Origin of the sequence: Streptococcus sanguinis, assembly GCF_050225395.1 — a bacterium.
GTDB lineage: Bacteria > Bacillota > Bacilli > Lactobacillales > Streptococcaceae > Streptococcus.
In genome coordinates this window covers 1,057,677-1,079,872 of the sequence record NZ_CP071431.1, presented here as the reverse complement: position 1 = coordinate 1,079,872, position 22,196 = coordinate 1,057,677, and the positions used below count along the sequence as shown (strand labels likewise).

At 41.7% G+C, this 22,196-nt stretch carries 22 protein-coding genes and 1 pseudogene; 5 read left to right on the top strand and 18 right to left on the bottom strand.

The genetic code is table 11. The features are described 5' to 3' along the window. Positions 1–48: 48 nt before the first annotated feature. Positions 49–1,878, bottom strand: coding sequence for an excinuclease ABC subunit UvrC (gene uvrC / locus J1C81_RS05445; RefSeq protein WP_002915029.1), 1,830 nt, complete (start codon positions 1,876–1,878; stop codon positions 49–51). A gap of 364 nt (positions 1,879–2,242) precedes the next feature. Here uvrC and J1C81_RS05440 point away from each other — a divergent pair, with 364 nt between their 5' ends. The 3 genes from J1C81_RS05440 (at position 2,243) to J1C81_RS05430 (ending at position 5,775) form a co-directional block, all read left to right on the top strand. Continuing rightward, complete coding sequence (locus tag J1C81_RS05440; RefSeq protein ID WP_002915028.1) at positions 2,243–3,499, top strand: extracellular solute-binding protein; 1,257 nt, start codon at positions 2,243–2,245, stop codon at positions 3,497–3,499. Between the two features lie 81 nt (positions 3,500–3,580). Continuing rightward, positions 3,581–4,939 carry a carbohydrate ABC transporter permease gene (locus tag J1C81_RS05435; protein WP_002915026.1) on the top strand — a complete coding sequence of 453 codons (1,359 nt, stop codon included), beginning with the start codon at positions 3,581–3,583 and terminating at the stop codon, positions 4,937–4,939. Continuing rightward, a complete protein-coding gene (locus J1C81_RS05430; protein WP_002904608.1) occupies positions 4,939–5,775 on the top strand; it encodes a sugar ABC transporter permease in 837 nt (278 codons plus the stop codon). Before J1C81_RS05435 ends, J1C81_RS05430 begins: the two co-directional genes overlap by 1 nt. Positions 5,776–5,906: 131 nt before the next feature. Here J1C81_RS05430 and J1C81_RS05425 read toward each other — a convergent pair whose 3' ends face one another. From J1C81_RS05425 to rimM, 3 genes are all read right to left on the bottom strand, one after another. Beyond that, positions 5,907–8,468 (bottom strand): CAP domain-containing protein, encoded by a 2,562-nt coding sequence (locus tag J1C81_RS05425; RefSeq protein WP_002915025.1) that lies wholly within the window; start codon positions 8,466–8,468, stop codon positions 5,907–5,909. A gap of 190 nt (positions 8,469–8,658) precedes the next feature. Beyond that, entirely contained in the window at positions 8,659–9,381 is a 723-nt protein-coding gene (trmD, locus tag J1C81_RS05420) for a tRNA (guanosine(37)-N1)-methyltransferase TrmD (protein WP_032909795.1), read from the bottom strand. After that, complete coding sequence (rimM, locus tag J1C81_RS05415) at positions 9,371–9,889, bottom strand: ribosome maturation factor RimM (RefSeq protein WP_002915023.1); 519 nt, start codon at positions 9,887–9,889, stop codon at positions 9,371–9,373. The genes trmD and rimM overlap by 11 nt, the downstream gene beginning before the upstream one ends. A 198-nt stretch (positions 9,890–10,087) precedes the next feature. Here rimM and J1C81_RS05410 point away from each other — a divergent pair, with 198 nt between their 5' ends. Then, the gene (locus J1C81_RS05410) at positions 10,088–10,546 is read left to right on the top strand and encodes a hypothetical protein (RefSeq protein WP_002915022.1); all 459 of its coding nucleotides are present in this window, start codon (positions 10,088–10,090) and stop codon (positions 10,544–10,546) included. An 87-nt stretch (positions 10,547–10,633) separates the two neighbouring features. On the opposite strand, the gene J1C81_RS05405 is transcribed toward J1C81_RS05410, so the two are convergent. After that, positions 10,634–11,443 (bottom strand): alpha/beta fold hydrolase, encoded by an 810-nt coding sequence (locus J1C81_RS05405; protein ID WP_002915020.1) that lies wholly within the window; start codon positions 11,441–11,443, stop codon positions 10,634–10,636. Between the two features lie 233 nt (positions 11,444–11,676). Here J1C81_RS05405 and J1C81_RS05400 point away from each other — a divergent pair. Continuing rightward, a pseudogene (locus J1C81_RS05400) lies at positions 11,677–11,931 on the top strand (VOC family protein); the annotation flags it as partial. Here J1C81_RS05400 and J1C81_RS05395 read toward each other — a convergent pair. From J1C81_RS05395 to J1C81_RS05335, 13 genes are all read right to left on the bottom strand, one after another. Continuing rightward, on the bottom strand, positions 11,910–12,431 hold the full coding sequence (locus J1C81_RS05395; protein ID WP_002915019.1) for a GNAT family N-acetyltransferase: 522 nt from the start codon (positions 12,429–12,431) through the stop codon (positions 11,910–11,912). The pseudogene J1C81_RS05400 and the gene J1C81_RS05395 overlap by 22 nt on opposite strands. Before the next feature lie 160 nt (positions 12,432–12,591). Beyond that, positions 12,592–13,257, bottom strand: a complete 666-nt coding sequence (locus J1C81_RS05390; RefSeq protein ID WP_032909706.1) for a potassium channel family protein — start codon at positions 13,255–13,257, stop codon at positions 12,592–12,594. A 10-nt stretch (positions 13,258–13,267) separates the two neighbouring features. Next, positions 13,268–14,617 (bottom strand): TrkH family potassium uptake protein, encoded by a 1,350-nt coding sequence (locus J1C81_RS05385; RefSeq protein ID WP_002915017.1) that lies wholly within the window; start codon positions 14,615–14,617, stop codon positions 13,268–13,270. Then, positions 14,614–15,165, bottom strand: a complete 552-nt coding sequence (locus tag J1C81_RS05380) for a putative immunity protein (RefSeq protein ID WP_002915016.1) — start codon at positions 15,163–15,165, stop codon at positions 14,614–14,616. The genes J1C81_RS05385 and J1C81_RS05380 overlap by 4 nt, the downstream gene beginning before the upstream one ends. A gap of 252 nt (positions 15,166–15,417) precedes the next feature. Next, complete coding sequence (gene kphA, locus J1C81_RS05375; RefSeq protein WP_002895313.1) at positions 15,418–15,657, bottom strand: RNA-binding protein KphA; 240 nt, start codon at positions 15,655–15,657, stop codon at positions 15,418–15,420. A gap of 19 nt (positions 15,658–15,676) precedes the next feature. Then, on the bottom strand, positions 15,677–15,949 hold the full coding sequence (gene rpsP, locus J1C81_RS05370; protein WP_002895310.1) for a 30S ribosomal protein S16: 273 nt from the start codon (positions 15,947–15,949) through the stop codon (positions 15,677–15,679). Positions 15,950–16,124: 175 nt separating this feature from the next. Further along, positions 16,125–16,814, bottom strand: a complete 690-nt coding sequence (locus J1C81_RS05365; protein WP_032909705.1) for a YjjG family noncanonical pyrimidine nucleotidase — start codon at positions 16,812–16,814, stop codon at positions 16,125–16,127. Between the two features lie 192 nt (positions 16,815–17,006). Continuing rightward, a complete protein-coding gene (locus tag J1C81_RS05360; protein ID WP_032909704.1) occupies positions 17,007–17,933 on the bottom strand; it encodes a hypothetical protein in 927 nt (308 codons plus the stop codon). A gap of 51 nt (positions 17,934–17,984) precedes the next feature. After that, positions 17,985–18,818: an AraC family transcriptional regulator gene (locus tag J1C81_RS05355; protein WP_002915013.1), complete on the bottom strand. Its 834-nt coding sequence runs from the start codon at positions 18,816–18,818 to the stop codon at positions 17,985–17,987. A gap of 199 nt (positions 18,819–19,017) precedes the next feature. Beyond that, positions 19,018–19,512 carry a YkgJ family cysteine cluster protein gene (locus tag J1C81_RS05350; protein ID WP_002897432.1) on the bottom strand — a complete coding sequence of 165 codons (495 nt, stop codon included), beginning with the start codon at positions 19,510–19,512 and terminating at the stop codon, positions 19,018–19,020. A gap of 167 nt (positions 19,513–19,679) precedes the next feature. Next, positions 19,680–20,324, bottom strand: coding sequence for a hypothetical protein (locus tag J1C81_RS05345; RefSeq protein WP_080556974.1), 645 nt, complete (start codon positions 20,322–20,324; stop codon positions 19,680–19,682). Between the two features lie 105 nt (positions 20,325–20,429). Beyond that, positions 20,430–21,221 carry a nicotinamide riboside transporter PnuC gene (pnuC, locus tag J1C81_RS05340; RefSeq protein WP_002915011.1) on the bottom strand — a complete coding sequence of 264 codons (792 nt, stop codon included), beginning with the start codon at positions 21,219–21,221 and terminating at the stop codon, positions 20,430–20,432. Between the two features lie 329 nt (positions 21,222–21,550). Continuing rightward, positions 21,551–22,183: a hypothetical protein gene (locus J1C81_RS05335; protein ID WP_002915010.1), complete on the bottom strand. Its 633-nt coding sequence runs from the start codon at positions 22,181–22,183 to the stop codon at positions 21,551–21,553. Positions 22,184–22,196: the final 13 nt, after the last annotated feature.

The following is a 22,196-nucleotide window of genomic DNA, read 5'->3' as shown; positions in this document are numbered from 1 at the left end:
CTAATTATTAAAGAAATTCTGCATACACAGTCCTCATATGAGATTTGTCTATTCTAAATCCACCTGTGGCTCTGCTACTTCTGGCAAGGATGTTTTCTGCTGGTCAGTTAGATTCAACTTCTCCCGCACTGCTTCTGCTACCGCTCGTGGTACGCCGACTTCGACGATTTGGTCAACACTGGCTTCTTTAATCTTGGTTAGGGATTTGAAGTGTTTCATAAGGTTTTGCTTGCGTTTTGGTCCCAAGCCTTCAATGCCATCTAGCTGCGATGAGAAGGAATTTTTAGACCGGAGCTGGCGGTGGAAGGTAATGGCGAAGCGGTGGACCTCATCTTGGATTCGCTGGAGTAGGAAAAATTCCTGCGAATTGCGGGATAATTCTACAACCTGCAGAGGGTCGCCAAAGAGCAATTCATGAGTCTGGTGCTTGTCATTTTTTTGCAGTCCAGCGATGGGAATATCCAATCCCAACTGCTCCTGAATAACTTCTTTAGCGACATTGACCTGGCCCTGTCCACCGTCAATGACAATCAAATCAGGCGGAGTCAGTCCATCCCGAATAACCCGACTATAGCGCCGCTTGATGACCTCACGCATACTTGCGTAGTCATCCGGGCCTACCACAGTCTTGATCTTATACTTGCGATAGTCCTTCTTACTTGGTTTACCATTGACAAAGACCACCATAGCTGATACAGGACTGGTCCCCATGATGTTGGAGTTATCAAAAGACTCGATACGAACAGGTGTCGGAATGTTAAGGAGCTGCCCTAGATTCTCAATAGCACCTTGGGTCTTTTCAATAGATTTTTCCAAGAGATCAAATTTCTGATGAAGACTGACTCGAGCATTTTTGATAGCGAGATTGAGCAACTGCTTCTTCTCGCCTCGCTGGGGCTTAAGCACCTTGGTATCCACCATGGCTCGGACAGCTTCTTCGTCAATATCTGCCGGAATCAAAATTTCATTGGGCTTGAGGTGGGATTTTTCCTGGTAGAACTGGCCAATATAGGTCAGAAAATCTTCGTCCGGATCATTATAATAGGGAAAAAGATTGACGTCACGCTCGATTAACTTGCCCTGGCGGACAAAGAAGACCTGTACACACATCCAGCCCTTATCCACATAGTAGCCAAAGACATCACGATTCTGCAAATCCTTGGCCATGACCCGCTGTTTGGTTCGCAGGGTGCCAATGGACTGAATCAAGTCGCGGTACTCAGCTGCCTTTTCAAACTCCATAGCTTGCGCTGCGCCAGCCATTTTCCCCCGTAAATCCTCAATAATCTGGTCATCCTGACCCTTGAGAAAGGCTGCTACCTCCTGGGCCAGGTCCTTGAAATACTGGCTGTCTACCTGACAAATAGTGTGGGCCTTGCACTGCCCCAGATGGTAGTAAAAACAAACCTTCTCAGGCGGATTGGTACACTTACGAAAAGGAAAGAGCCGATCTAAGAGACGTTTGATTTCATTGGCCGCACCGACATCCGGATAAGGCCCGAAATAAAGTCCGCCATCCTTTTTGACTTGGCGCGTGATAATCAGGCGTGGATATGTTTCGTTGGTAATCTTGATAAATGGATAGGACTTATCGTCCTTGAGCATGATATTGTACTTGGGCTGGTTTTCCTTAATTAGATTAATCTCAAGAAGCAAAGCCTCAATGTTGGACTCGGTGACAATAAACTCAAAATCCTCAATCTCAGAAACCAGAGCCTCCGTCTTGGTATCATGACTGCCACGGAAATAAGAACGGACCCGATTGCGAAGATTCTTAGCTTTGCCGACATAGATAATGGTACCGTTTTTGTCTTTGTGAATGTAACAGCCAGGACTGGTCGGCAACAGTTCCAGCTTTGATTGGATTAGCTTGTTCATAGGTCTATTATAGCAGAAAAGGGAAGCATTCAACAGGTAGAGACTAGATTATTAGAAAATCATAAGTTTGATTCTTTTCCTAGGTAATACTGAACTTTAACTTGCCTTTATATCTTCTTGCAAGTATCAAAAATCAATCTCAAAAGAAACATGATTTTCTTTATAACAAAGCGTTTTCTAAGTAAAAATCAAGCAAGCGATTGCACACCCATTTTAATAGGCTTTGATTAAATAAACAGAAATAAAATAGAAAAATTTTAGAAAAATTAATATATTTTTAAAAAATTTTTCAAAAAAGACTTGACAAAAATTGCAAACGGTTGCATAATAGGATTGTAAATAAAAATTCCGGGAGGAAATAGGAATGAAAACATGGAAAAAAGTAGTATTGGGCAGTGTCAGCTTGCTGGCTGCAGGAACGCTGTTAGCAGCTTGTAGCTCGAACAGTAGCAAGGAGAACTCTTCTTCTAAAGCCGATAGCAAGACCTTGAAACTTTGGGTACCAACTGGTTCTAAAGATTCTTACTCTGATACAGTTAGCAAGTTCGAGAAAGAATCAGGCTACAAAGTTGACGTAGTCGAAATGGAAGATCCAAACGCTCAGGAAAATCTGACAAAAGATGCTAGTACTGCTGCCGATGTTTTCTCTCTGCCACACGACCAACTTGGTAAATTAGTTGAAGCTGGAGCTATTCAAGAAGTTCCTTCTAAAATGGCAGAAGAAGTCAAGAAAAACGATACTGAACAAGCAGCAATTGGTGCTCAATACAAAGGCAAAACTTATGCTTTCCCATACGGTATCGAATCACAAGTAACCTACTATAACAAATCAAAACTTTCCGCTGATGATGTTAAGTCTTATGAAACCATCACTTCTAAAGCTAAATTTGGTGGAAACTTGAAAGAGGCTAATGGATACATCACTGCTCCACTCTTCCTTTCTGTTGGCGACACTCTCTTTGGTAAAGATGGTGAGCAAGTAGACGGAACAAACTGGGGTAACGAAGCCGGTGTGAACGTTCTGAAGTTCATCGCAGCTCAAAAGAATAACAGCGGTTTTGTAAACGTAGATGCTTCTAACCTTCTTGCTAAATTTGAAGATGGTTCAGTTGACGCTTTCCAATCAGGTCCATGGGACTACGCAGCTGCTGAAAAAGCTGTCGGCAAAGACAACCTTGGTATCTCTGTTTACCCAACTGTTAACATCGGTGGACAAGACGTTCAACAAAAAGCCTTCCTCGGTGTAAAACTTTACGCAGTTAACCAAACACCTTCAAACGGCGACACTGACCGTATCGCAGCAAGCTACAAACTGGCTCAAGTGCTTACTAGCAAAGAAAGCCAAGAAAACCAATTCAAGTTTGAAGGACGTCACATCATCCCTGCTAACAAAGAAGTGCAAGAGTCTGAAGATGTTAAGAAAGATGCCTTGGCACAAGCTGTTATCACAATGGGATCTTCTGATACCTACACAACAGTTATGCCTAAACTTAGCCAAATGTCTGTCTTCTGGACTGAAAGTGCTGCAATCCTCAGCGATGCTTACAACGGTAAATTTGGTGAAGATCAATACCTCGCAAAATTACAACAGTTTGATAAAGATTTAGCAGCAGCTAAATAATACTCAAACGAATAAAAATAAGCATTGAAGTGAGGAGGGCAGCCTCCTCACTTCTTTCTTTGTAAATATAAGGAGAATACTATGACTCAGTCATCCTATGACAATGCATCCATGGTTCAGATCTTTAAAGAGGGAACATGGGATGTCAAACTCTCTTTTCTGGTAATGGGACTGAGCAACCTTGTAAACAAACAATTTATCAAGGGGCTGCTCTTCCTCTTCTCAGAAATTGCTTTCCTGATTGCTTTTGCAGTCCAAATCATACCAGCTATTGGCGGCATGATTACATTGGGAACTCAAGAGCAAGGAGAGGCTATAAAAAAAGTTAACGGCTTGGAAATCACCGTTCAAGTAGCGGGTGACAACTCTATGCTGATGCTGATTTTTGGACTTGCTTCTCTCATCTTCTGTGCAGTCTTCGCCTACATCTACTGGTGTAATCTGAAAAGTGCTCGTCATTTGATGGCTCTCAAGCAGTCAGGCCAGAAGATTCCCAACTTCGTTGAGGACTTTAAGACGCTTGCTGACGGCCGCTTTCACATGGGCCTAATGAGTATTCCTCTTATCGGAGTACTGCTCTTTACCATCTTGCCTCTGATCTATATGATCTGTTTGGCCTTTACTAACTTTGACCATAAACATCCAGCTCCTAAATCACTCTTTGACTGGGTTGGCTTCTCTAGTTTTGGTGATGTTTTCTCAGGTCGTATGGCTAGCACCTTCTTCCCACTTTTAGGCTGGACCTTGATTTGGGCGGTTGCTGCAACAGCTACTACTTTCTTCTTCGGTATCGTTTTAGCTCTCTTGCTCAATACCAAAGGCCTCAAGTACAAGAAAGTTTGGCGCACGCTCTTCGTTATCACTATTGCTGTGCCGCAATTCGTATCCCTGCTCTTGATGCGCAACTTCCTGAATGACAATGGACCTTTGAACGGATTATTGCAAAGCCTGCATCTCATTCAGCATCCAATTCCATTCTTGAGTGACCCTGTTTGGGCTAAGTTCTCCATCATCCTTGTCAATATGTGGATTGGTATTCCATTTACCATGCTGGTAGCGACTGGGATTATCATGAACCTGCCTAGCGAGCAAATCGAAGCTGCTGAGATTGATGGAGCTAGCAAGCTTCAAATCTTCAAGAGCATTACTTTCCCTCAAATTCTCTTGATTATGGCGCCATCACTCATCCAGCAGTTTATCGGAAACATCAACAACTTCAACGTCATCTACTTCCTGACAGGCGGTGGACCTACTAACTCTTCCTACTATCAGGCAGGCTCAACTGACCTCTTGGTTACCTGGCTCTATAAACTGACTGTTTCAGCCAAGGACTATAATCTAGCATCTGTTATCGGTATCCTGATCTTTGCAATCTCTGCAGCCTTCAGTCTCTTAGCTTATACTAGATCCGCATCATTCAAGGAAGGAACTGCTAAATAATGAAAAATAGAAAAAAACTCAGTTTATTAGGGATTTATGTCTTACTGGCTGTTTTAGCACTCATCTGGCTAACGCCGATTATCTGGATTTTTCTGACCAGCTTCCGTGGTGAAGGTTCTAATGCGGTCCCTTACTTCTTCCCTAAGACCTATACTCTTGATAACTATATCAGACTGTTTAATAACAACACATATCCTTTTCTTCAGTGGTTTATGAATACCCTGATTGTTGCCACAGCGACCTGTATCCTGTCTACTTTGATTACTGTGGGTATGGCTTACTCACTCAGCCGTATCAAATTCAAGCATAAAAACCGTTTCCTCAAGCTGGCTTTGGTTCTTAACATGTTCCCAGGCTTCATGTCTATGATTGCGGTTTACTACATCTTGAAAGCACTCAATTTGACACAAACCCTGACATCACTGATTCTGGTTTATTCAGCTGGAGCAGCTCTAGGCTTCTATATAGCTAAAGGTTTCTTTGATACCATCCCATATTCTTTGGACGAATCTGCTATGATCGACGGAGCGACTCGCTTCCAAATCTTCCGGACTATTACATTGCCGCTTTCAAAACCGATTATCGTTTATACAGCGCTTATGGCTTTCATGGGACCTTGGGTTGATTTCATCTTTGCCTCTGTCATCCTAGGCGATGTCAAGGAAAAATACACAGTTGCTTTAGGACTTTTCCAAATGCTTAATAAGGACGCCATCAATAAATGGTTCCTACCTTTTACATCTGGAGCGATTATCATCGCTATCCCAATCACTCTTCTCTTCATCTTCATGCAGAAATACTACGTAGAAGGTGTAACAGGCGGAGCAGTCAAATAGAAACTAATATGTATATTGATAACTTCCGACAGTTAATATCGGAAGTTTTTATCTTTCTTTTTAAATTAGATAATTGCTGAAGACACAAAAAAATGAGTCTGGAAATTATTCCAGACTCATTTTGTATTTCTTTAATTATAATCTTCGTCTCTGCGACGGCGCTTGTTGGTTCCAAAAAAGGCCGCTGCACCAAGTGCCATACCAAAAATTGCTAGGCGTTCTGCTTCTGAACCAGTATTTGGCAGAATAGCAGGAACTGTTGGAGCCTTATCAGCAGTTGTAGCCACGCTAGCAAGCTGAGCTGCAGGATTTACAACAAAATCAGTAAATGCACCACCACCTGCCGCTTGAACGGCACCAGTAGTTGCTCCTTTGACTTCACGAGTGTTAGCATGAACTTCTGCAGTCTTAGCATCTGAATCTTTCTTAGATTCATCCTCTGCACCTGGACCAGCAGCTCCGCCTTTTACAGCTGTTAGAGGCTGTTTATCTTCACCTGAGCGATAGTTACTATTCAGAGCATTTCCATACAGGAGAGATGCTTGATTCAAGATACTCAAGAGAGTTTCATAATTCGCTTGAAGACTGTTGTAAGCCTCTTCAAGAACTGCTAAAGTTGCAGTTTCTTGATTTAAGATTGCTTGTTTAGCTTCATAATCAAGCTGCGCTTCTGCCAACTCCCGCTCTGCTTCTGCAAGTAACTGAGGAGCATTTTGAAGGTCAATGACTTTCTTTTTAGCTGCTGCTAATGTTTTTTGAGCAGCCATGAAGTCCTCTTGAGCAGTTGTCAAACTAGCTTTCGCAGCTTCTTGATCTGACTGAAGTTCTGCCAACTTATCCTTAGCTGCTGCTAGAACTGCCTGAGCGTTGCTCAAGTTAGTCTGATAAGGTGCTAGGTTTGCTGCAATCTTAGCTGTCGCTCTGTCAAGAGCTTCCTGCTTAAGGGCAACATTTTGCTTGGTCAAAGCTAGATTATTTTCAGCAGTAGCTACCTTCTGACGAGCTGCATCAACTGCTGCAATTTGAACTGCCGCTGCTTTTTGAGCATCAACTAATCGAGCATTGAGGATATTGATAGCTGATTCCTGACCAACTTTTTGAGCCTTGAGTTCAGCCAATTGATTCTTAAGTGCTGTAACATTAGCGTTAGAACCTGCAGAACGACCACCACCAGCACGTAATAACTGCTCCATAGCCGCAACAGTCAGCAAAGTACCATTATTAACACGTTGGTCAAAGTTGCTAATATGATGGAAACCAACTTCGGATGTACCATGAGGTGTGCCCCATTGGTTTGGATGCTTATCATAAGCTGCTGAGATAGCATTGGCTTTATTATCCATCATCTGAACATAGTGTCCAATCTGAGCAAATACGCCAGCACCAACCCGCATATAGATAGCATTAGCATCAAGCTGAGTTTCATCAGTAGGCAGTCCATATTGCGCTGCAATCTCTTGATACTTTTCTTTTTCTTTGTGCCAGAAATTCACAGCACCTTGCGGGTCAAAGCTAATGGCTACATTTTCATTACCAATCAGCTTACCCATGTGCCAGTTATTACGCTCAAAGTAGATAGTCTGAATCTGGCTGGCTACATTAGCATACGGATCAACCAACAACTCTTGTAAGCCAGCATTACGACGGTAAGCATTAATCGCCTTCACCAACTCCAAAGCATGAAGGTTATTTTCTAGACTAGCTGGACTTGTTGGGTCAGAATTAACTGAAATACCAAATTCATTTTGTCCGCGTTGGTAAACTGCAAGAGCATTGTTAGCAGCATCACGAATTTCTTGATTAGCCGCATTGTTACGAACATTTTCTAAAAATTGAGAATAAGTCGTATTACGAAGGTCAACAGGAGCTGTTGCTGCTGCTTTCTCGGCAGCAGGAATTTGTCCTTCAAGAGAGCTGATAGCTTGATTGGTTTGGCTCAAAGATGCCTTTGCCTGGTTGATTTTATTCTGGATTTCAGCCTGCACTTGTGGAACAGAAGACGCTGCTTGTTCCGCCTTTGTCAACTCAGTCTTTGCATTGTCTAAAGCGGTCTGTGCTTGACTTTGCTGGCTCTTAGCAGTTGCTACAGCTTGCTCCTCTGAGTTAACTGGTGTTTTAGCTTGTTTCAATTCAGTCTCGGCAACGTCTACCAGAGATTGGCTCGCCTTAACAGTATTCGCTTGATCTTTAACAGCTTGGTCTGCCTTGGCAGCTTTAGCCGCTGCTTCTCGAACAGCAGTGTCTTTTGCGCCAACCTCTTGCTCTGCTGTTTTTGCTTCCGTCTCGGCCTTAGCAACATTTTCTTCTGTTGCTTCTGCCTGCACTTCTTTAGCAGTCTCAACAGCGGCTTCAGCCACTTTCACGCTAGTTTTTGCATCTTCAGCTTCTGTTTTCGCAGTATCTACTATCGATCTTTGCTCATCAAGTTTAGCTTTGGCTGCTTCAGCATTTTCTTGGGCAACAGCTACATCTGCTGCTGTCACTGGTTTCTCAGTTACTTCAGTCGCTTTTGGAGCTGTTACAGTTGATTCAACCAACTCATCCGCGTGCACTTGATGGGTCAGTCCACCAGAAATAATAGTTGTAGCCGCGATACCAGTCGCTACAACAGACTTGCCTATTTTCTTTTCCATAATCAATCTCCTTTTTATAATCTCACATACTATAATTAACCTGGGTATAGCAGCCCGCATAGTAATATACTATCACAAAACGCTATTATTAACTAGTAGCAAACGTATCCTTTTAATAGTTTTTTTGTTACAATTTAGTTACAAAAATGTTTTATTAGAAAAATAAGGTTGTTTTCCAAACAAAAATGAGCATTTCTGTATCGAATAAAGCAAAAACTCCTAGATCCTTTCTAAGAGTTAACTTTGCTTGTCAGTCCGATTGAGCTTGTCGAATCTCTTCTAACATTGCTTCTTCTTCGGCCGTCATTTCATAGTGTTCCAGCAAGTCTGGACGTCTTAGATAGGTCTTTTTCAGACTTTCATAGAGACGCCATTTGCGGATATTTTCATGATGACCACTCATGAGGACTTCCGGAACGACCATACCCCGATATTCATAAGGTCGAGTGTACTGAGGATACTCCAAGAGCCCAGATGAAAAACTATCATCTGTATGACTGGCTTCCTTGCCAATAACCTCCGGAATCAGGCGAACTGTAGCATCAATCATTGTCATAGCTGCTAATTCTCCACCAGTAAGAACATAGTCCCCAAGTGAGATTTCGTCTGTCACTAAAGTCTTGATCCGCTCATCATAGCCTTCATAATGGCCGCAAATGAAGATGAGTTCCTCTTCCTTAGACAACTCCTCCGCATATGCTTGATCAAAAGTCCGGCCAGCAGGATCCAGCAAAATCACGCGCGGCTGCTTCTTTTCAATGGCATCATAGGCATCAAAAATAGGCTGTGCCCGTAGCAACATCCCCTGACCTCCACCGTAAGGCTCGTCGTCTACATGCCGGGATTTTTCAGCCTTTTCTCGGAAATTGTGGTAGTTGATTTCTAAGAGACCTTTTTCCCGAGCTTTACCGACGATAGAGTGCTCCAAGGGAGCAAACATCTCCGGAAAGAGAGTCAAAATATCAATTTTCATCATCCAGTCCTTCCGGTATCTCTACATCAACCCGACCTTGCTCAATATCAATCCCCAGCACCACTGGCGGAATATAAGGCAGAAGCAAGTCGCGCTTGCCTTTACGCTTGACCACCCAGACATCATTGGCTCCTGGCTGCAGAATTTCCTTAATCGTACCAAGAAGAATGTCATTTTCATAGACTTCAAGGCCGATGATTTCATGGTAGTAAAATTCTCCGTCTTCCAAGTCCGTCAAATCTTCCTCTCGGACTTTCAGAGTGAAATCACGGAATTTCTCAATGTCATTGATGTGGTACATCCCCTTAAACTTGATAATATCAAAGTTCTTGACCTTGCGATGGCTAGCAATCTCCACATCCATGACAAACTGATCTTTCTTGTCAAACAGGGCAAGGGTATTGCCTTTTTTAAAACGCTCTTCTGCAAAATCCGTCACTGACAAAACCCGCATCTCACCTTGCAGACCTTGCGTATTGACAATTGTTCCAACATTAAAATAATTCATCTCGACTCCAACATATTATACTCTGCCTAGTATTTTATCATGATATAGGGGAATGTACAAGGGAGATAAGGGGGAATTCCCTTGCCTATATTTATTTGATTAAAGTTGCTGTTTAACGTATAATTATACATATAGAACCTCAACACTATAAATACCCAAGTGTATTTACGCAAAACTAGAAAGAAGTTGGTGATACCTATGGGAAAAAAGTTAAGCAAACTCCTGCTCTCTACTGCTCTTCTAGCCACAACAGCTGCCAGTCTGACTGCTTTGACACAGGTCAAAAAAGGCCAAGCAATGGAAAATGAAACAAGGGAAACTAGAAATATCTCAGCCCTTGACGAAAAAATTGCTCAAATTGATAACCTAACCATCAAGGCTTTCCTAGAATACTATGCTAGTCAGAACATGACCTCCGCATCGTCTCTTCCAATGATAGATGATTTAGAGGCCAATACGCGCATCATCGTTATTGATATAGACTATGCAGACACAAGCATCCCCCCTGCCATTGGAACATCAGTCGATGGATCCGAAGGGCCTGTCGGGGGAACTGTTGATGATGATGGCCAATATATCGAGTTTGATACCAGTAACCATAGCAAATCCGCAACCGTTCAGGAGATTCGAGATGCTATTGCTGAGATTCTGGGATAAAACCCTCATAAATATGTACTAAAATAGTTGAGATTAAAATCTCAGCTATTTTAGTATGTTTTTTTTATTCCCGCTTTCAATATACTATTAAAGTTTGTATACATCTTGCCCATCACACTTCAAAAGAAGCTCAACTATCTTTTCTGAATGACTCCAATGTAAATAATGATGGTTGCCTCCTAAAATAATCTGAGTATTTTGTGAAGCAAATTCGGAATCTTTATATTCTTGTTCTCGATAGGCCTGACTCAGGATAAAAATCGGGAATTGAAAAGAAATATCTAAGTTTTGAAAATCGCTTTTTGCGATACCGCAGTAATGTTGAAATCCTTCTTGTACAGATTTTAATCTATCAGAACTCTTTTCTGCCTTAGCCCATAAGATTTTAAAATCAGCTACTGAAAAACTCTCTTGTCCTAATTTTTTCAGATATTCATATCCCCCACCGAGCATCTGAACTTTCTCCTGTAAGGATAAAAATTCGGGATAAGGATTCTGAGCTAATTCTCCATATAGAACAGAATAAGTGGTCGGCTCAATTAAGATTAGTCCCTGACAAAACGGCTCTGACTCAGCAATTTTAACTGCTACAAGACCACTAATACTGTGCGCGCAAACAGCATACTGGATGACTTTAAAATGCGATAAAACCTCCAAAATAGATTGAACCAAATCGTCCAAAACAAAATTTTCTTGATTTTCCAGCGGGCTTTGGCCAGCATTAGGGTAATCTATGGTTAAATAGCCCCATTTTTTAGGTAACTTCCGTATGACTGGCAAAAAATTTTCATAGGTCGGCAGACTCCCTGCACCGCTTAAAAATACAGCAATCTTTTCCGCAGGTTGATAAGATACAAATAGCTGTCCTACTTTCGTTTTGATTATTTTTTCTTTCATAATGTTTCCAATCAATTCTTAAAAATATTATTTGGGCACACACTACTATCTGAGAGATAGCTATTTTACTAGCAGAATAAGGACACCCCTATACCAGAATTTTTTCATATTCAACCAAGGATCGTATCACAAGAGGCAGTTGCTTGCACTGTGAATGAAGGCTAATCTCAAGGCTTGTTTTTCCTAAAAATCTATGCTAAGGTAAAGGCAGAATACGAAAAGGAGGGGCTACTATGATAAGAAGCGGCCATCTGATTTACAAGGTAAAAGGCTTACGGCAGGCGGTCAAGGAATGGGAAGAAAAGGGTTTTGTCGTCGAATACGGCAGAAGGAAAAAAAACAACAATGCCTTAATATACTTTAGTCAAGGCCCCTATATTGAGCTCCTTGAAAATACAGGCATTCCTGTAATAGCCAAAATCATAGCTAAACTATTTGGCAGACCTAAAAATCTGGAGCGCTTTTTCTACTGGGATGAGTGCGAGGAAGGCTGGCAAGGACTTTGTATCGAAAAAGATTCTTCGTCAAAAGAATCCCCTCGATCAAGAATTTCAAAGCTAAGATCCTCATATTCCAGAAATGCATTCGACGAGCGGAAACCCTTGCTTTTATAAAATTCCCAGCGAGCCTGACGCTGTTCAAGATTATCACACGGCTCATCTAGGCGCTCGATTCCTAAAAGCATGGTTCGCTGATAGAAATTGACCAGCTTTTCGATGATTTCACCGCAATAGCCATAGCTGCGCAAGTGGGGCATAATAGCAAAGAAACTAACATAAAAGGCTTGCGCGTTGGAGATGGCAAAGGCAAAACCAACAAATTCCTTTTCATGATAAAAGGCGAAAAAATTAGCATCCTCCTGTTCCTCATATCGTAAAAATTCACTGAGCGGTATCCTTTCCTCTTCTGGGAAAGCTTCATTATTCAAGGCTTCTACCTTATCCAAATCCGGAAAATCTGCTGTAATGATCTGGCTGGTTAAGCTCATAAAATCACTCCTTTTCTAGTGGTAGTATAACAAATTTTACAACTGGTTTCAAAAAAGAGCCCTGAAAGAGCTCCTATGTATCGATTTTTTCTTCATATAATAGAAAGGTGCCGAGTTCCTAAGAACTACCGATAGTTGGTCCCGATTGGACTCCTAGCTGCTACTTCACTATTTCACGTAAATTATCCAAATGCTGATTATCAGTCACAGCCATAATGCTGACTCCTGCTGGCCAGACAAAGTCTGGAGTAAACTGGCTTTCCAAAGGCTGATTTTTTGTCAGACGATAGCCGATAATATTGAGATGATACAGTCTACGAGCGTCTACATCACGAACTGTTTTCCCGACCCAGCTAGCAGGCAACTCAAACTCAGCCACCACTACATCGTCATCCAGCTGGAAAACCTCAATCGAATGGTTAAAGAGAATGGTCTTAGCCAATGAAATACCAGCCTCCACTTCAGGCAGGATAACCAAATCAGCTCCCACCTTTTCCAACACCTGCTGGGTCACTTCATCCTTGACCTTGGCAATGACATTTTTTACGCCCAATGCCTTGCAGTGCATGACCGCTAGGACGCTGGATTCCAGACTTTCTCCCGTCGCCACGACGACCGTATCACAGGAACCGACGTCTGCGGCCTCCAAAAGCTCCATATCAGTAATGTCCCCGATCACACCGACGGCAATCATGTCTTCATACTGATTGATTGTCTCTTCGTGATTATCAATTGCAATGATTTCTACATCCTGAGAAATCAAGGCCTCAATGATACTCTGTCCAAAAATCCCCAAGCCAAGGATTCCAACTGTTTGATTTGCCATTTCTTTTCTCCTATCCAATCATAATGTCCGCCTTGCTGTAATGCAAGGTAGCCGCCTTCTTCGGTTGATAATGGTTAAGACTGACCATAAGAGTCAGCGGCCCTACCCGTCCAATAAACATCAGCACCATAATGACAATCATACCAGCTGTATTGAGGCTGGTAGTGATATTGGCCGTCACGCCAACTGTAGCCAGTGCTGACACAGTCTCAAATATCAGGTAAATAAAGCGATGACTGCTATCAGTCACTAGCCCAAGAGCCAAAAGACCAAGTAGAAATGTCAGCTGAAAAATCACTGTCACACCAAAAGCCTTCTGCACTAGCTGAGGAGCCAGTGTTCTCCGCCCCATATTGGTATGAGGCAAGCCCAGGATTTCCTTTCGAGCAAAAAGCAAAAGAACTAGGAAGGTCGTAATTTTCAGACCGCCCGCTGTACCACCCGGAGCCCCTCCCAGGAACATCTGGAGCAGATAGATAAACAGGGTTACTGGACGAGCAGCTGTATAATCAATGGAAGCAAAGCCAGCTGTCCTCATACTGACTGTCTGAAAAAAGCTGACCAGTAGCTTATCGCCAAAGGAAAGATTGCCAATCGTTCCAGGATTATTGTACTCCGTCCAGAGACTCGTGACCGTCCCAAAAACGAGGAGACCAGCAGTCAGCAGCAAGACTACCTTAGTATGAAAGTGCAGCCCCTTCTGTTTTCCTCCCAATTTAGTCGCCAAGTCAAACCAGACCATAAAGCCCAGTCCTCCAGTAATGATGAGGAGAGCCAAGGTGATATTGACCAAAACATCTGTCTGCAAGCCTAGTAGGCTATCATTGCCAAAATTATCAAAGCCCGCATTACAAAATGCAGAAACGGCTAAAAAGATAGAATTAAAAATCCCTTTTCTCAGACCAAACTTGGGAATGAAGCGAATCATGAGAAGGAGCGCACCAAGTCCTTCGATACTAAAAGTCGTGATAAAAATCGAACGGACAAATTGACCTAAGGTACGATTGTGACCATAACTAAAACTATCCCGCAGAATACGGCGATCCTTGAGGCTGAGCTTTTTCCGACTTTCCATGGTGAAAAAACCGATAAAGGTCAGGATGCCCAAGCCACCAATCTGAATCAGTAACATGCAAAGGAGCTGCCCCCAGACATTGTATGTATCCACAACCGATCGAGTAAAAAGCCCTGTCACACAGACCATCGAGACAGCTGTAAAAAGATGATCCAGATAGCCCGCTTGGGAACTAGCCGTCTGCACCCAAGGCAGACTGAGTAGCAAGGAGCCACAGAATATCACCAGAAGAAAAGACAAGATAATCTTTTGCGCTGGTGACAAGCGTGAAAATAAATGCTTCATAAAGTTTCCTTTCCTGATCTAATAAAAGCAGAGGCTAGCTCTATCTGCCCTTCTCTTTCCTTGCCAGCCCGCTGCAAATCATCCGGACTCCGCAAGTTTCTGACTTTGATGGCATAATCCGCTGCGACAATAGCATGGCCCCGCATGTGGCCTGTTGCGACTGCTTGGGCAAAGACACGCGCAGCATATTTACCGATTTGTGATTGGGCTTGCTGCGACAGTTTGTTAGCCAAGAAACCAGCCTGCCTTAGTTCATAGGCAGATGCCCTACCATCAAGTCGAGCCTGAAAAATTGCTCTTACCTGAGTCAAAATCTTCTGCTTTTCAGACTCATCTTCCGCATCTATCAGAGCTATAAAGCTTGACGCCATTTTCATAGCCCATCGAGCCAGTTGCCCCTGAGGAAGCTGTTCCAAAACAAGCTCCAATTCCAATCTCTTCTCACTATCATCCAGAATTTTTAGCTTATAAGGGCTCGGTAAAATCACTTGATCATTCTCATAAGACTTGCGCTCATGAGCGTTCCAAGCATAATCTTCTGACTTCATATGTCCTCCGGTTTCGAATTTCTCTAAACTCGCCCCTGCATTTCGTTCTTCTCTTAAATGAAGTGTCTAGTTCTCACATACGCTCGAACTGCATCAATTCCCCTAAATTCAACTGCGCCTAACGGCTTATTTCATTAAGGGGCTTGTACCCACGCTTTGCTGGGCATCAATTTCCCTAAGCTCACTTGAGAGCTCCGCACTCAGTTCACTAAGAGAAATAGAAAAAAACGGGACATACTGGTCCCGTTCTTCTTATTTCTCATCAATGACGATGCGAACTTTTTTGTACTCGGTTGGGACAGAGTAAACAATCGTCCTTATAGCGGATATAGTACGACCTTTACGACCGATTACACGTCCAACATCACTCTGATCAAGATCCAGGTGATATTCTAAAAATTCAGGTGTATCCTCAATCTTGATAGTTAAGGCATCAGGCTGTGAAATCAAAGGTTTCACTATCGCAATAATTAGATTTTCAATCGTGTCCATATGTCAACCTACGCTTCTATTATTTAGAGTATTTTGAATCGTGGAATTTCTTCAATACGCCTTCTTTTGAAAGGATGTTGCGTACAGTATCAGAAGGTTGTGCACCATTACCCAACCACTCAAGGATACGGTCTTCCTTCAAAGTCACTTGGTTTTCAGCTACAAGTGGGTTGTAAGTACCAACTGTTTCGATGAAACGTCCGTCACGAGGTGAACGTGAGTCTGCAACATTGATACGGTAGAAAGGTTTTTTCTTAGAACCCATACGAGTCAAACGGATTTTTACTGCCATTATTAAGGTCTCTTTTCTTTATTTTTTCTTTTGGTGAAATAGCAAAGCTATTAAGCACATGTTCTATTATAGCAGATTAAAAACAGCTGTCAAGTTTTTTTCTTGACAGAGTTAAAATTTTTTTAGATTAGTCTTTCTTGTTTAAAAGAACAATAGTTTTTCATTTGCAGTCTCCTTATGGAACCAATAGTCTGATAATGTCGTCATAAGAATAAGCGGTATAGGTCGGTTGAAAAAGACTTTCATTTTCTAACTGCTTGGGATTGTACCAGACAGAGTCTAGTCCGGCATTATTAGCGCCAGCAATATCAGCTGTCAAGGAGTCTCCAATCATCAAAGTCTGAGACAGGTCAAAATCTGGTATCTGCTCTGCTATTTTTTCATAAAATAAAGCTTCAGGCTTCTGAGTCCCCATCTTTTCCGAGATAAAAATATGATTAAAATAAGGAGAAATGTCGGAATGGGCCATGCGGCCGGTCTGAATAGCCGTGATGCCATTGGTCGCTCCGTAAATCTCATAATCAGCAGCTGTCAAGTTGTCCAAAAGCTCGCTAGCACCAGCGTAAGTTTGTCCTTGCTGAGCAATATGCTGCTGATAAAGAAAGGCCAGCTCTGCTCCATCCTTCTCAATACCAAAATGTGCAAAAAGTCTAGAAAAGCGAGTATTGACCAGCTCTGGCTTGGTAATTTTACCCTGCTCCAGTTCCCGCCAAAGCCCCTTGTTCATGGGAATATAATAGTCTTTGTAGGTCTGAATCTCCGTTACGCCTTGCTCCTCCAAAAAATGAGTCAAGGCAATATCTTCAGCCGTATCAAAATCCAGCAACGTATGGTCAAGGTCGAATAGTAGAAATTTGTATGACAAGGTTGAAATCCTTTCTGTAACTGTAGTAGCTTCATTATACCACAAGCCACCAAAAAATCAGCCGCTCAAAAACGAACGGCTGGTTTCTAATCTATTTCACCACTGGTATCCAGAGAGCCATTTGATAGTCTGGTGGCTCTTGTTTCGATCCTGCTACATTACCAAACAGCATTTTCGTTTTTCCCACTTCTTCTACTCTACTTTATAGCGAAGGCACAAATCTCTAAATTTATTATCTAGTGCTGCAATATCAAACAAGACTTCTGATAGTTTCTGGTAATCTTCCTTGATACAACATAGATGAGCTTGGCCGAACAATTTTGCTAAATTTTCTTTTAGTTCAGATCTGACCGTATCGTGGTCTTTTAAGAAGTTGCTCATGTATAAATTTCTGATAGAAGCTAATTTGAAACTAAAGTATTGATGAAGATGTTTTTGTTCTTCATTCAAGCCATTGTCCGCTACCGACTTAGCATATCTTACTATCACGTTCTCCTCGCCACATTCATATTGTTGCTTCATCAGCATAGATGTTTTCTGGTAAACTTCTTTGGAAGTAGGAGATTTGATTTTTTTAAAGTTTCCCCACATGGAGAAAGAACCTCTTTTATAGTCGATATTTTTGGCTTCCCAGGCTTTCGAAAATTCTGAGAAACTCATTTTCATACAAGCAAAGCCTGCTGGATCATGCAAATAGATAAAGTCATCATCTAGATCATAAACCGAAACAAAATGGTCCACCCCATACAAATGGATATGATTGGGATTATAAGTGAGATAACCCATGTCCAAAGGGCCAAGAACAACAGGGCCACTTAGCAAAAACTTACTTAACATTTCTCTGATAGACAGAAGATTCACTGTATTAGAATCCTTTATATAGTATTCATCATAGGTAAAACCCAGAATGTTTAAAGAATGACTGATAGAACTATCTGGCATCCCATTATCAAAGAAGACTAGCGGGTGTTTTTCATCTTCCTTTACAATACTAGCGCCATTTCCCATCACCATAATGGCTTCCAAAAACTCAGGGCGAACATCATAACCATACGAATGCAGCGCCATCGCAAGTGAATATGTATAACAAAGAGAAACGTCCCCAAAATACATCTGCATAGCATCATCCTCCTCTGTAATCAACACCTAAAACGACTTGAAATCACCATTTTATTTCACCACTGGTATCCAGAGTTCCATTTGATAGTCTGGCGAGGACATATCTCCCTCTGTGTAAACTTCAAAGTCTGGTGCTCCTGTGTGGCGATAGCCAGTTTCTGGAAAAAAGACTTCCAAGACATATTTCCAAGCATGGTGGATACTGGCTGGTATAGCCCCTTTGACCGGTACGATGGCATACTCGGCTTCTGCTATTTCTTTAATTGACAGACCTAGTTCTTCTGCTTTAGCTTTATTCTTCACATCATAGGCAGCCATATAGTTGATGATTTCGCCTTCTTTGACATCCGAGCAGACACCAAAGGATTGGCCACTGCCCAGACTTTCTAGGCTTTCAAAGCTGTGATTTGCATAGAGCTGCTCCCATGCAGACGGGCACTGACTATTGTCAATAGCTTCCAATAGGACGCCTGCCACGGTAAAAGCAGGTTTCTTTTGAATCTTGATATCCATGTTCTTTCCTCCTGTAATCTTTAAGGATAATTGAAGTCTAGGAAAGACCCGATAAGGTTTTCCATTTCGAACTTCTGAGGGGGTCACACCATGGAATTTCTTGAAGGCTGCGCTGAAGGCATCCGCAGACTCATAGCCGTATTTCAGTGCTATATCAATGACTTTCTCAGAACTTTCCCGCAAGTCCGTCACAGCTTCTGACAGCCTGCGATTGCGTAGATATTCTGCTAAAGTCATATCTGCTAGAATAGAAAAGAGTCTGCTAAAGAGAGCATAAGAATAGCCTGACAGCTGCTGGAATTGCTGCAAATCCACTTCTGCGTCCAACTTGCTTTCCAGATATTCCATGGTTCGATTGAATTGATGCATCATATTCTTTTTCACCTCACAAAAGATACTAAGGCCGTTAAAAGCAAAGTGAAAATTGGATAATTGACGGAGGGGCTCCTGCTCCGAGAAAATTTTATCTTTTTCACACAGCTTTTAGACCGTGTTCAATTCTAACTATAGTCTAACAGATATAAGGTACTTCCGCCCTAGAATTTTTGTACAAGATTTAGAGGGGGGGATTCTACAACCTATCCCTCAGCTTCTCCACAAAGAGATAAGCCGCAGGACAGGTCAGGGTATTTTTGATTGTCAGATGATTAATCTGATGAATCTTCTTGCGGTCTGTGTGAGGGAACTCACGGCAGGCCTTGGGACGGACATCGTAGATTGAGCAGAGATTGTCACCACCTAAAAAAGGACAAGGCATGGCCTTGAAAACCTTGTCACCGTCTTCGTCCACCTGCAGAAACTCCTCTTCAAAAGCTGGCAGCTTCATCTTGAAATACTTGGCAATGCGGACAATGTCGGCTTCTTTAAAGTCTGGCCCCAGAGTTTTACAGCAATTGGCGCAGGCTGTACAGTCAATCTCCTCAAAGACCTCATCATGGATTTGCTGGGCAATCTTATCGAGGTCTTTTGGTGGCTTTTTCTTGAGACTGGCTAAAAATTTTCGGTGCTCTTTCTGCTTCTGCAGAGCTAACTGATGGTACTTTTCAAGGTCGATTTCTTGAGTCATATATTTTTCTTTCTTTATTCAAATTCTTTTTATTATATCATAAAATGAGCCTTCTTAAATCTTATCAAACTCAAAGAATATGATATAATCCATCTCACAAAAAAATCTGAGAACGAGTCCCAGATTTGCTTTTTATGAACTTAGAGAGCAATTATCAAATGCGGTTGCTAAATGCTTTTTCCACCGTCCTTGCTGACGCTCCATGTATCTTCGATATAGGGGATAAACTCATACAGAGTATCTTCATCGCCTTCAAAGGACATCATATAGACCTTATCGCCTTGTTTGAAGACCCAAACCGTTAAATTTTGAGTAGATTTTAAAATAACATTAATCTGAAAGGCTTCATTGCCGGCTACAGTACTCTTTGCTCCCCAAAAATCATCAACTTCCTTATTATCCTTCCAGTGGTAGGCAATACGTTGGGCAATGGTTTCAGCGTTGAATTCTTCACCTTCTCCGATATTGGCTTTTTCTTTTGTATAAGCGTTCATCGTGACAATGTTATAGCCACTTCCATCCGTATACTGGACACTGTCGCCACCATCTACGTCTGTAAACTTAATCCAATTATCAGGAATACTGATATAGCCATAATCATCAGAGCCGACGCGCATAGTACCAGTTGTCTTTGACGAATCTTTTTCTCTACGACTACTACTGCTTGTATCGCTGTCATCTCTCAGGGAAACCCGACTGGAAGAATCAGATGGTTTCCGACTGCTATAGCTCTTAATAAGGCTACAGGAAGATAGAGAGAGACCGGCTAAGATTGTCAGGGAGAGCAGAAAGTACTTCTTTTTCATGGTCATTCCTTCCTAAATCTAATAAATTTTACTAATACTAGTTTACCATATTTTTAGGACAAAAGGAAAGAGAGATATTGTAGCATCCGATTTCTTTTTCCGTTTATAGGACTATGCTTTTTTAGCAGCCTTATTCCACTGGTACCATCCGACCAAGCTGTTGATTAAATAGATCAAATATTTTCCTTGAATCTGAAGACTTTCACCCCACCAGAGGTAAATAGAAAAAATATTGGTCGCTGCCCAGAAAATCCACTGTTCGCGATAAACAGCCGTCATCAAGATTTGTCCTACACCATTTGTCGCATCCGTGATTGAATCACGATAAGGACGATTGGCCCCCACAGACTGATAAATCAAACCAAAGACCAACCACCAAAGCACACTGAGTGATAGATATTTTGTCCATCCTTTAGCATCTAGCTTACGAGCAACAAACTCTTGCTTTTCTTTCTTAAACTGACCTTGATAAATCCACACTAAGAGGCCAATTGGCTGCATGATGGTAAAGTAAAGAGTCGTCAGAACCTCGCCATAGAAGCCTTTCTGTAAAGCCAAAATCAAGTAAATCACAGAATTGATCAAACCAAAGAGGTAATTGCTAGCCCGTCCTTCAGAAACGAAGATCACACAGATAATCCCAGTCAGACTGCAAATCATCCCTGTCCAATCCACGATGCGATGTTCATATATCAGCTCTAGCCAGAGCGGAAAACTCCCTAGAATCAAGAGATAAACCCATTGACCTAGACTGCGATGAGCAAACAAATCGTCACAGATAAGCTTCAAGGTACCAGAAAAGCCGAGCTTCTTCATGCTAGTCACCATTCGTTTGTAGCCACCAGACATTTCAGAAAGCGTCAGCTTCATGTTTGCGATTTTCTTTTGGATATAAGTATTCATTCTTTCTCCTTTTGTTTTTTAAGAGCCGTGTCAAATTGACTTACGGATGCAACGCTCTATTATTTTCGAACACGCACAAGATTTGTCTTATGCAGTGTTCACATTTTATCATATTCCTATTTCAGAAAATGTCAAGTAAAATCAAAAAAAGATTTCCTAACGTTCGGATTTTAAGAAAAGACCTACAAATTTTTGTAAGCCTTTTTACTTAGATTTGATAGTAGTTGAACGTTTTTTCTGATTTGTTACTATATTTTTGTGAAACATAATTAGCTTCTACACTGAAAAAATAAGAGACTTACTAAATAAGCCTCTTGTTTTTTAAACTATTATTCGCTGACTGCTCCCTTGCCATCAAGGCTCCAAGTATCTTTCATGTTTGTAATGAAATCATCAAGAGTTTCTTCGTCGCCTTCAAAGGATAGTATATAGACTTTGTCATCTTTTTGGAAAACTAATGTATTAGCAAGTTGCCCCGATTTCAGAATGATGTTTATTTGAAAGGCTTCTATTCCTGAGACAGTACTTTTAGAGCCCCACATCTTCTCAATATTATCTTTTTGACTCCAATTATAGGCTACATGCTGAGCAATTGTTTCTGCATTGAAAGTCTCACCATCTGCTACTTCAGCTTCTGCCTTGGAAACAGCATTCATGGTAACGATATTATAAGCAGAACCGTCGGTATATTGGATAAGTCCCTCAACCTCTGCATCAAAAAATTTAATCCATTTACTTGGGATATCGATATAACCAAACTCTGGAGAACCAACACGTTTTGTTTCTTGATTGGTTTTGTTCTTGCTTTTTTTAGAAGAAGAATTTGAAGACTTCTTTTTCACTTGTGCACTGGAACTGGTTGAAGAACTAGATTGACCAGTCTTTTGTCCAGAATTGGCACACGATGCAAGAGTAAGTGAAGTTAATGCCAGAACTGCTCCAAGCAGATACGATCGTTTCATGATTTTCCTCCTT

Excerpts from the sequence above, each read along its gene's own strand:
- J1C81_RS05385 (WP_002915017.1), bottom strand. The coding sequence starts at position 14,617 with ATGAAGCATTTATTTTCACGCTTGTCACCAGCGCAAAAGATTATCTTG.
- pnuC (WP_002915011.1), bottom strand. The coding sequence starts at position 21,221 with ATGAATACTTATATCCAAAAGAAAATCGCAAACATGAAGCTGACGCTT.
- uvrC (WP_002915029.1), bottom strand. The coding sequence starts at position 1,878 with ATGAACAAGCTAATCCAATCAAAGCTGGAACTGTTGCCGACCAGTCCT.
- J1C81_RS05345 (WP_080556974.1), bottom strand. The coding sequence starts at position 20,324 with ATGACCATGAAAAAGAAGTACTTTCTGCTCTCCCTGACAATCTTAGCC.
- J1C81_RS05430 (WP_002904608.1), top strand. The coding sequence starts at position 4,939 with ATGAAAAATAGAAAAAAACTCAGTTTATTAGGGATTTATGTCTTACTG.
- J1C81_RS05440 (WP_002915028.1), top strand. The coding sequence starts at position 2,243 with ATGAAAACATGGAAAAAAGTAGTATTGGGCAGTGTCAGCTTGCTGGCT.
- J1C81_RS05395 (WP_002915019.1), bottom strand. The coding sequence starts at position 12,431 with ATGAGCTTAACCAGCCAGATCATTACAGCAGATTTTCCGGATTTGGAT.
- J1C81_RS05380 (WP_002915016.1), bottom strand. The coding sequence starts at position 15,165 with ATGAAGTCAGAAGATTATGCTTGGAACGCTCATGAGCGCAAGTCTTAT.
- J1C81_RS05390 (WP_032909706.1), bottom strand. The coding sequence starts at position 13,257 with ATGGCAAATCAAACAGTTGGAATCCTTGGCTTGGGGATTTTTGGACAG.
- J1C81_RS05350 (WP_002897432.1), bottom strand. The coding sequence starts at position 19,512 with ATGACTCAAGAAATCGACCTTGAAAAGTACCATCAGTTAGCTCTGCAG.
- rimM (WP_002915023.1), bottom strand. The coding sequence starts at position 9,889 with ATGAATTATTTTAATGTTGGAACAATTGTCAATACGCAAGGTCTGCAA.
- trmD (WP_032909795.1), bottom strand. The coding sequence starts at position 9,381 with ATGAAAATTGATATTTTGACTCTCTTTCCGGAGATGTTTGCTCCCTTG.
- J1C81_RS05355 (WP_002915013.1), bottom strand. The coding sequence starts at position 18,818 with ATGATGCATCAATTCAATCGAACCATGGAATATCTGGAAAGCAAGTTG.
- J1C81_RS05425 (WP_002915025.1), bottom strand. The coding sequence starts at position 8,468 with ATGCGGGCTGCTATACCCAGGTTAATTATAGTATGTGAGATTATAAAA.
- J1C81_RS05405 (WP_002915020.1), bottom strand. The coding sequence starts at position 11,443 with ATGAAAGAAAAAATAATCAAAACGAAAGTAGGACAGCTATTTGTATCT.
- J1C81_RS05410 (WP_002915022.1), top strand. The coding sequence starts at position 10,088 with ATGGGAAAAAAGTTAAGCAAACTCCTGCTCTCTACTGCTCTTCTAGCC.
- kphA (WP_002895313.1), bottom strand. The coding sequence starts at position 15,657 with ATGGACACGATTGAAAATCTAATTATTGCGATAGTGAAACCTTTGATT.
- J1C81_RS05360 (WP_032909704.1), bottom strand. The coding sequence starts at position 17,933 with ATGCAGATGTATTTTGGGGACGTTTCTCTTTGTTATACATATTCACTT.
- J1C81_RS05435 (WP_002915026.1), top strand. The coding sequence starts at position 3,581 with ATGACTCAGTCATCCTATGACAATGCATCCATGGTTCAGATCTTTAAA.
- rpsP (WP_002895310.1), bottom strand. The coding sequence starts at position 15,949 with ATGGCAGTAAAAATCCGTTTGACTCGTATGGGTTCTAAGAAAAAACCT.
- J1C81_RS05335 (WP_002915010.1), bottom strand. The coding sequence starts at position 22,183 with ATGAAACGATCGTATCTGCTTGGAGCAGTTCTGGCATTAACTTCACTT.